The organism is Streptomyces monticola (genome assembly GCF_042665355.1).
GTDB lineage: Bacteria > Actinomycetota > Actinomycetes > Streptomycetales > Streptomycetaceae > Streptomyces > Streptomyces monticola.
In genome coordinates, this window is the sequence record NZ_JBHTCF010000012.1 from 268430 (window position 1) to 275640 (window position 7211).

Sequence of the window (7211 nt, forward strand, 5' to 3'; positions counted from 1 at the left end):
CCTCCGAGCCCGTCACACTACTAGCTGAGGGTTACGGAACGGACCCCCTCAGGCAGGACGACCGGCGCGCTGTGCACGGGCCGAGGCATAGAGGCACACGGCGGCGGCCGTAGCGAGGTTGAGGCTCTCGGCCCTGCCGTGGATCGGTACGCGCACCACCGCGTCGGTGAGTGCGCGGGTCTCCTCCGGCAGCCCCCAGGCCTCGTTGCCGAAGACCCAGGCGGTCGGGGTGCCCATGGCGCCCTTGTCGAGCTCCGCGTCGAGGTCGTCCTCGCCCGCGCCGTCGGCGGCGAGCACCCGGACTCCCGCGCCCCGCAGGCCGCTCACGGCCTCCGCGACCGGTACGCCGACGGCCACCGGCAGATGGAAGTGCGAACCGACCGAGGCACGCACCGCCTTGGGGTTGTACAGGTCCACCGAGGCGTCGGTGAAGACCACGGCGTCGGCGCCCGCGGCGTCGGCGCAGCGAAGGACGGTGCCGGCGTTTCCGGGGTCGCGGACATGGGCGAGGACGGCGACCAGCTTGGGCCGGGCGGCGAGGATCTGCGCGAACGGCGAGTCCAGGAACCGGCAGACGCCCACGAGTCCCTGCGGGGTGACGGTCGTCGAGATGTCGGCGATCACGGACTCGTCGGCGAGGTGCACGCGGGCGCCGCTGTCCCGCGCGGCCCCGACGATGTCGGCGTAGCGTTCGGCGGCCTCGACGGTGGCGAACAGCTCGACGAGGGTGGGCCCGGCGTCGGTGCGGTGTCCGGCCGCCTCCCGCACGGCCTGCGGCCCCTCGGCGAGGAACAGCCGCTCCTTGCCGCGGAAGTTCCGCTTCGCCAGTCGTCGGGCGGCGCTGACGCGCGGCGACCTCGGGGAGATCAACTCGGGTACGGCACCCATGAATCCAACCTTGGGGGAAGGCCCCGACAGGGGCGCGGGGAACGGCGCGACCGGCCCGCCACCACCCGCGGACGGCAGGCGGCGGACGACGGCACACGCGGGGCCGGACGCAGTCGGACCCGCAGACCACAAGGGCCTGCGGGTCCGGACAGCACGTCTGGCTAGCGCAGCGTTCAGGCAGCCTTGGGCGCGTTGACGTCGCTCGGCAGCGCCTTCTGGGCGACCTCGACGAGCGCGGCGAACGCGTTGGCGTCGTTGACCGCGAGCTCGGCCAGCATCTTGCGGTCCACCTCGATGTTGGCGGCCTTCAGACCCTGGATGAGGCGGTTGTACGTCATGCCGTTCTGGCGGGCAGCGGCGTTGATGCGCTGGATCCACAGCTGACGGAAGTCGCCCTTGCGCTTCTTGCGGTCGTTGTAGTTGTAGACGAGGGAGTGGGTGACCTGCTCCTTCGCCTTGCGGTAAAGGCGCGAACGCTGACCGCGGTAGCCGCTGGCCTGCTCGAGGATCGCCCGACGCTTCTTGTGCGCGTTGACTGCGCGCTTGACGCGTGCCACTTGTTTAACTCCTTGTAGCGGGGCCGTGGTTGGACTCACACGACCCGGTGTCGAATAGGTCCCGGTCCAGGCGTCCGGCCCCCGTTACCGGGGGCCGTGACGTCACTTGCCGAGAAGCTTCTTGATCTTCTTGGCGTCGCCCGGGGCCATCTCGGCGTTGCCGGTGAGGCGACGCGTCAGTCGGGACGACTTGTGCTCGAGCAGGTGGCGCTTGCCGGCGCGCTCGCGGAGCACCTTGCCGGAGCCGGTGATCTTGAAGCGCTTGCTGGAACCGCTGTGCGTCTTGTTCTTCGGCATAGCGCCGTTCTCTCCTCGTCAGTGGCGCCCCCTGCCGCCGAAGCAGCGTGCGGGAGCGTCAGTTGTATCGGTTGCATCCGGTGACGTCCGGGGCATGCGCCCCGGGGCCGCGGATCAGGCCTCGGCGTGTTCCCCTGCGGGAGCCTCGGCGGTTTCGTCCACAGGCTGCTCGTCCGCGGACTCGTCGTCCGCGACGCGGTCCCGGCGGGTCGTGGTCCCCGGCGCGTCCGCCTTGCGGGCGGCCTGGGCCTCACGTGCCTCGGCCATCGCCTCGGTCTTCTTCTTGTGCGGACCGAGAACCATGATCATGTTTCGGCCGTCCTGCTTCGGGTTCGACTCGATGAACCCGAGGTCCTGAACGTCCTCCGCGAGACGCTGCAGCAGTCGGTAGCCGAGCTCCGGCCGGGACTGCTCGCGACCACGGAACATGATCGTGATCTTGACCTTGTCGCCCTGCTTGAGGAACCGGACGACGTGACCCTTTTTGGTGTCGTAGTCGTGCGGGTCGATCTTCGGCCGGAGCTTCATCTCCTTGATGACCGTGTGCGCCTGGTTCTTGCGCGCCTCACGGGCCTTCATGGCCGACTCGTACTTGAACTTCCCGTAGTCCATGAGCTTGCAGACGGGCGGACGGGCGTTCGCCGCCACCTCGACCAGGTCGAGGTCGTACTCCTGAGCAAGCTCAAGGGCCTTGGCAAGCGGAACAATCCCGACCTGCTCGCCGCTGGGACCGACAAGTCGCACTTCGGGAACGCGAATCCGGTCGTTGATGCGGGGCTCGGCGCTGATGGATCCTCCTCGGTAGCACCACGCGACGGCCTGGCGGACTGCCGCGTAACGTCTCTTTGCGTAAGACCTAACCGCGCCGGCGCACAAAAAATGCCCCGGAGACGATCACATGCGGGGCTCCATCACATACCGGAGCACCGCCGCGTCGTACGCGGGGCGCCGAGGACGACCACTCGGGGTGACCGTCTGACCGGTGACCCGCCGCCCTGAGGGCGGCCAGGTGGGAGATCGGAGCCTCCACTTGTGGGCCGGGTGCCTGACTCCTCGTTTCCGAGGGTGTCGCGGCTGTCCGGCCGGTCGATTCACCAGCATACCAGTGTTCGGGGGTGCGGCCGCCACGCCGGTGCCCGGGGCCTAGGCTGGACCGGCCCGGGGGCGCCCCCGCCCCCACCAGAGCAGATGTCAGGAAGTAGAAGCAAGCCATGAGCGACGCGACCCCCGCAGCCGGCGACGGCACCTCCACCGACTTCGACGCCATGACCCGCGACATCGCGGAGGTCCCCGCGGTCGAGGTGATCGTGACGGTCGCGGTCAACCTGATGAGCGCCGCCGCGGTCAAGCTCGGCCTCACCGAGGAGGGCGACCAGCACAAGGACCTGGACGAGGCCCGCAAGCTGGTGCACGCCCTCGCCGGTCTCCTTGACGCCAGCACGACCGAGATCAGCTCGTTCCACGCGGCTCCGCTGCGTGACGGCCTGAAGTCGCTGCAGCTGGCGTTCCGCGAGGCGTCGGTCGTGGCGGACGAGCCGGGCCAGGGGCCGGGCGAGAAGTACACCGGGCCGGTCTTCGGCTGAGGCGCGGCAGGGCCTGCGGGCCCTGCGGACGTACGCGGCCTTACGCGCGTACGTAGAGGGGCTCGCCCGGCGGGGCGGCGTCGGCGGGCAGCAGTGCCAGGTCGAGACCGCGCACCAGGCGGGCCCTGAGCGTTTCGTCGGCGGCGAGGGCGGCGGCGACGCGCTGGGCGGCCTCAGCGTGCACCGTTTCCGGGCCGAGGACCAGGGCCAGGGTGCCGTCGGCACGGCCGGGGCCGAGGTGGGCGCGGAGCACCGCGGGCTCGGCGGCGACGGCGGCGCGCACCGCCTCGGTGACGGCCGGGTCGGCGAGCGGGTCCGTGGAGGTGCGGCCCTCGGCGAGGGCGAGCAGCGCCGGGCGCGGCAGTTCGAAGGGGACGGGCCCGGACACGTCGAGGACGATCGTGTCGGCCTTCTCGTGGGCGGCGGCGCGCAGGGCCTGCTGCACCGGTACGGCGACGGGGCGGGCCTCGGGGTCCCACAGGGCCAGGGCCTCGGTGGAGGTGAAGGCGGGCAGGGCGGTGCGGTCGCCGGCCTTCAGGGTGGGTACGGCCATATCGCTGGTCTTCTCGCGCTTCAGGCCGTTCTCGTCCGTCTCGACCTCTCCGAGCACGGCGACGACCGGGACGAGCAGTCGGGCGCCGGCCAGTGCTTCGAGCACCCGGCCGCCGGTCTCCCGTGAGCGGTTCTCCGCCCAGTCCGCGAGGGCCGCGGTCAGGCGCGGGTCGGCGGAGCCGTCGTCGTCGGAGAAGCCGGAGTCGGGAATGTTCTTGTTCGCCACGGTCACCGACCCTACCCGTGGCCCGAAGGGGGCCTGGTGCGGAGGTGAGTCATGGGGCAGCGGCTGTCGGTGGCGGTCGGTCCTGCGGACGGCGGCGGACGGGACGAGGCGTATGGCGACGAGGCCACGTATGCCGGCGCGAGCGTGGTGAAGGCGGGGATCCTGGCGGCGCTGCTCCTCGGCGCGCAGGACGCGGGGCGGGAGCTGGGCGGTGCGGAGCGGGAGCTCGCCGAGCCCATGATCGTGCGCAGCGACAACGACGCGGCCTCGGTCCTGTGGGCGCGGATCGGCGGCGCGCGGGGCTTCGACGCGGCGTGCGCCCGTCTCGGCCTCCGGGCGACGGCCGGCGGCGCGGACGGGTTCTGGGGACTCACGCGGACCACCGCGGGGGATCAACTGGCGCTGCTGCGGGCGGTGTTCGGCCCCGGCGGCACGGTCCTTGAGGCGCGTTCGCGAGCGTATGCCCAGGAGCTGATGGGGCGGGTGGTGGCCGGCCAGGACTGGGGAGTCTCGGCGGCGGGATTCCCGTACGCCCTCAAGAACGGCTGGATGCCACGGAGCGGCACCGGCCTCTGGGTCGTCCACAGCGTCGGCCGGGTGCGCACGCCCGGCGGCCGTGAACTGCTGCTCGCGATCCTGTCGGACGGCCATCCGACGCTCGCGGACGGGATCGCGGCGGTGGAGGCGGCGGCCAGGCGCTCCGCGGGAGGTTCGGTATGACCTCCGCGGGTGCGTCGTGGCCGGCCGCTCACCCGGGAAGGAGAACCCGTCAGAGGGGGTCGCGGCGGGCTCGCCAGAGGACCACCGCGGCCACCAGGAGGACCGCGCCGAGGCTGCCCGCCAGGGGCCCGACCCAGCCGGCGGCGGAGTCGCCGCCGTGGTCGGCGTCGGGGCCACGGCCGAAGTACTTGTCCTTGTAGGAGGCCGCGCGCAGCCCCTCGGGCTTCAGCTTGCCGCCCTCGTCGATCGCCGCGGCGGGATCGACCATGCCGTAGCCACGGGAGTCGTCGCGGCCGCCGTCGGGGGCCTCGCCCGCGGTGTCCTCCAGGAGCTGCTTGATCTGCGCGGGCTCCAGACCGGGATGAGCGGAGCGGACCAGCGCGGCGGCGCCCGCGACGAAGGCGGAGGCGGCGCTGGTGCCCCAGCCGTTGTAGTACTCGCGGTCCGGGTCGGCGATGAGGATGTCCTTGCCGGGCGCGCTGACCGTGGCGTACCAGCTGCGGGTGGAGAACGAGGCCCTGGAGCCGTACCGGTCGACGGCGGTGACGGCGATGACGCCCGGGTACGCCGCCGGGTAGGAGATGTGGTCGCCCTTCTCGCCGCCGTTGCCCGCCGACGCGACCACGACGACGCCCTTCTTCAGGGCGTACTGCACGGCGGCATCCTCGGACGGCTCGGCGTGGGCGGACTCGCTGTCGTCACCGAGGGACATGTTGATCACGTCGGCGCCGTTGTCCGCGGCCCAGCGGATGCCGTCGGCGAGGGCGCCGCCCCGGGACGAGCGGGCTTTCTTACGGGACTTGTCGCCGTCTTCGAGGATGACGCGCACCGGCAGGATCCTGGCCTCGGGCGCGATGCCGAGTACGCCGTCGTCGTTGTCCGCGCCATGGCCGTGGCCCGCGATGATGCCCGCCATGGCGGTGCCGTGCCGGGCCCAGGGGCGGTCGCCCCGGCCGGCGCCGAAGCCGACCATGTCCTTGCCTGGCAGCACATTGCCCTTGAGGTCCGGGTGCTGGTCGTCGACGCCGGTGTCCAGGACCGCGACGGTGACGCCCTCGCCGCGGGTGGTCCGCCAGGCCTCCGCGGTGTGCATGGCGTTGAGTCCCCACTGCTGCGCACGGACCTCGTCGGCGCGCGCCGTGGCGGCGGGCAGCAGGACGAGGGCGGCCGCGGCGAGCAGCGCACCGGCCTTGCGCGGACGGCGTGTTCGGGGGCGGGCGGCGACGCCGGTGCGGGAGCGCCGTGTGCTCGTACGCGGGCGCTTGGTGCTCATGAGGACTTCTCCGTCGACGTGACCGTCTTGCGCAGCTTGCGCTCCACCCGGTCCGCGAGGCCCTTCGCCTCGTGGCCGAGACCGGACTGTGCGGGGGCGCTGGTGGCACCGGCCGACATGGCCTCGGCGGCCGGCTCCGGCTCGGAGACCACGCGCCCGTCGGCGAAGCCGGAGACGGCGTAGACGACCACGGGAGCGTCGGTGAGCACCGAAACGGTCCAGCTGGCGCGCTGCTTGTCGCCGAAGCCCGCGGCGGGGGTGCCCTTGGCGGCGTACGGCCGTGGCATCAAGTCGTCCCGCTTGTCGAGGCCTTCCTCGGCGAAGCGGGTGCGCAAGGCGCCCATCGACTCGGCGTCGGCCTTGGTGAACAGCATGCCGACGGTGGTGACATGGCTGCGGGTCGCGTCGGTGTAGGTGGCGCGCAACAGGCGGTCGCAGCCCACGGGTTGGAGCGCCTTGCGCAGCAGGGGGTCGAGCGCGTTCTTGCAGGTGCTGTCCGGTGCGACGGCGATCCGGGTCCACTCGCGGTCGGCGCCGCCCGGGCCCGCGCCGTCGCCCTTGACGCGGGGCGGGAAGAGCGCGTCGACGGGTTCGTTGTGCCAGGCGTCGCCGGCGGCGCTGAAGAGCGCCTCGGCGCTGGGGGTCTCGTCGGAGTCGCCGGTGATCCAACTGCCGGTCACCGCACCGCCGATGAGGCCGAGCCCGAGGACGAGGCAGGCGGCGACGGCAGCGAGCCTGGGCTTGCTGCGGGGCCCGACGGGACGCAGTTGGGTGGTCCGGTCGTCGAAGGCGAGCGGGCGCCCGAAGATGATCGGCCTGCCCGCCCCGGGGCGGGGCGTCATGTCGACGGCGCCGACCGCACGGCGCCTGGCGGTGGCGGCAGTCGGCGGAGCGGTCGGCCGCGGGGGCGCCTGCGGGGGCAGGGGCATCTCGGACACCGGCGGCATCTCGGGCGGCAGCGGTCCCGCCGCACCGGTGTCGCGGGTCCCGGCGCGCGGGGCGGTGCCCGGCGCGGGCGGTACGGGGCGAAGCCGGGCGTCGTTCTCGGCGGGGCGCTGGCCGGCGGCGCCGGGCCGGGGGGCGCCGGCCGGGGCGGGAGCCTCGCCGGGTCCGCC

9 protein-coding genes are annotated in these 7211 nt (G+C 73.0%); 2 read left to right on the top strand and 7 right to left on the bottom strand.

Annotation, left to right across the window (positions count from 1 at the left end; translation table 11 throughout):
• Positions 1 to 48: 48 nt before the first annotated feature.
• The 4 genes from ACFQVC_RS26690 to infC all read right to left on the bottom strand — a co-directional run bounded on the left by ACFQVC_RS26690 (position 49) and on the right by infC (position 2531).
• On the bottom strand, positions 49 to 888 hold the full coding sequence (locus ACFQVC_RS26690; protein ID WP_381835179.1) for a TrmH family RNA methyltransferase: 840 nt from the start codon (positions 886 to 888) through the stop codon (positions 49 to 51).
• A gap of 173 nt (positions 889 to 1061) precedes the next feature.
• Positions 1062 to 1445, bottom strand: a complete 384-nt coding sequence (gene rplT, locus ACFQVC_RS26695; RefSeq protein WP_030879305.1) for a 50S ribosomal protein L20 — start codon at positions 1443 to 1445, stop codon at positions 1062 to 1064.
• Between the two features lie 102 nt (positions 1446 to 1547).
• On the bottom strand, positions 1548 to 1742 hold the full coding sequence (rpmI, locus tag ACFQVC_RS26700; RefSeq protein WP_381835181.1) for a 50S ribosomal protein L35: 195 nt from the start codon (positions 1740 to 1742) through the stop codon (positions 1548 to 1550).
• Between the two features lie 114 nt (positions 1743 to 1856).
• Positions 1857 to 2531, bottom strand: coding sequence for a translation initiation factor IF-3 (gene infC / locus ACFQVC_RS26705; protein WP_381835218.1), 675 nt, complete (start codon positions 2529 to 2531; stop codon positions 1857 to 1859).
• A gap of 422 nt (positions 2532 to 2953) precedes the next feature.
• Between infC and ACFQVC_RS26710 the strand changes: the two genes are divergently transcribed.
• Positions 2954 to 3325, top strand: coding sequence for a DUF1844 domain-containing protein (locus ACFQVC_RS26710; protein WP_381835183.1), 372 nt, complete (start codon positions 2954 to 2956; stop codon positions 3323 to 3325).
• Positions 3326 to 3365: 40 nt separating this feature from the next.
• On the opposite strand, the gene ACFQVC_RS26715 is transcribed toward ACFQVC_RS26710, so the two are convergent.
• Entirely contained in the window at positions 3366 to 4103 is a 738-nt protein-coding gene (locus ACFQVC_RS26715; RefSeq protein ID WP_381835185.1) for an SseB family protein, read from the bottom strand.
• 51 nt (positions 4104 to 4154) lie between these two features.
• Between ACFQVC_RS26715 and ACFQVC_RS26720 the strand changes: the two genes are divergently transcribed.
• Positions 4155 to 4823 carry a serine hydrolase gene (locus ACFQVC_RS26720; protein ID WP_381835187.1) on the top strand — a complete coding sequence of 223 codons (669 nt, stop codon included), beginning with the start codon at positions 4155 to 4157 and terminating at the stop codon, positions 4821 to 4823.
• A gap of 49 nt (positions 4824 to 4872) precedes the next feature.
• Here ACFQVC_RS26720 and mycP read toward each other — a convergent pair whose 3' ends face one another.
• The gene (gene mycP / locus ACFQVC_RS26725) at positions 4873 to 6096 is read right to left on the bottom strand and encodes a type VII secretion-associated serine protease mycosin (RefSeq protein WP_381835189.1); all 1224 of its coding nucleotides are present in this window, start codon (positions 6094 to 6096) and stop codon (positions 4873 to 4875) included.
• A partial coding sequence (locus tag ACFQVC_RS26730; protein WP_381835191.1) for a hypothetical protein occupies positions 6093 to 7211 on the bottom strand: 1119 nt, incomplete at its 5' end. The genes ACFQVC_RS26730 and mycP, both read right to left, overlap by 4 nt.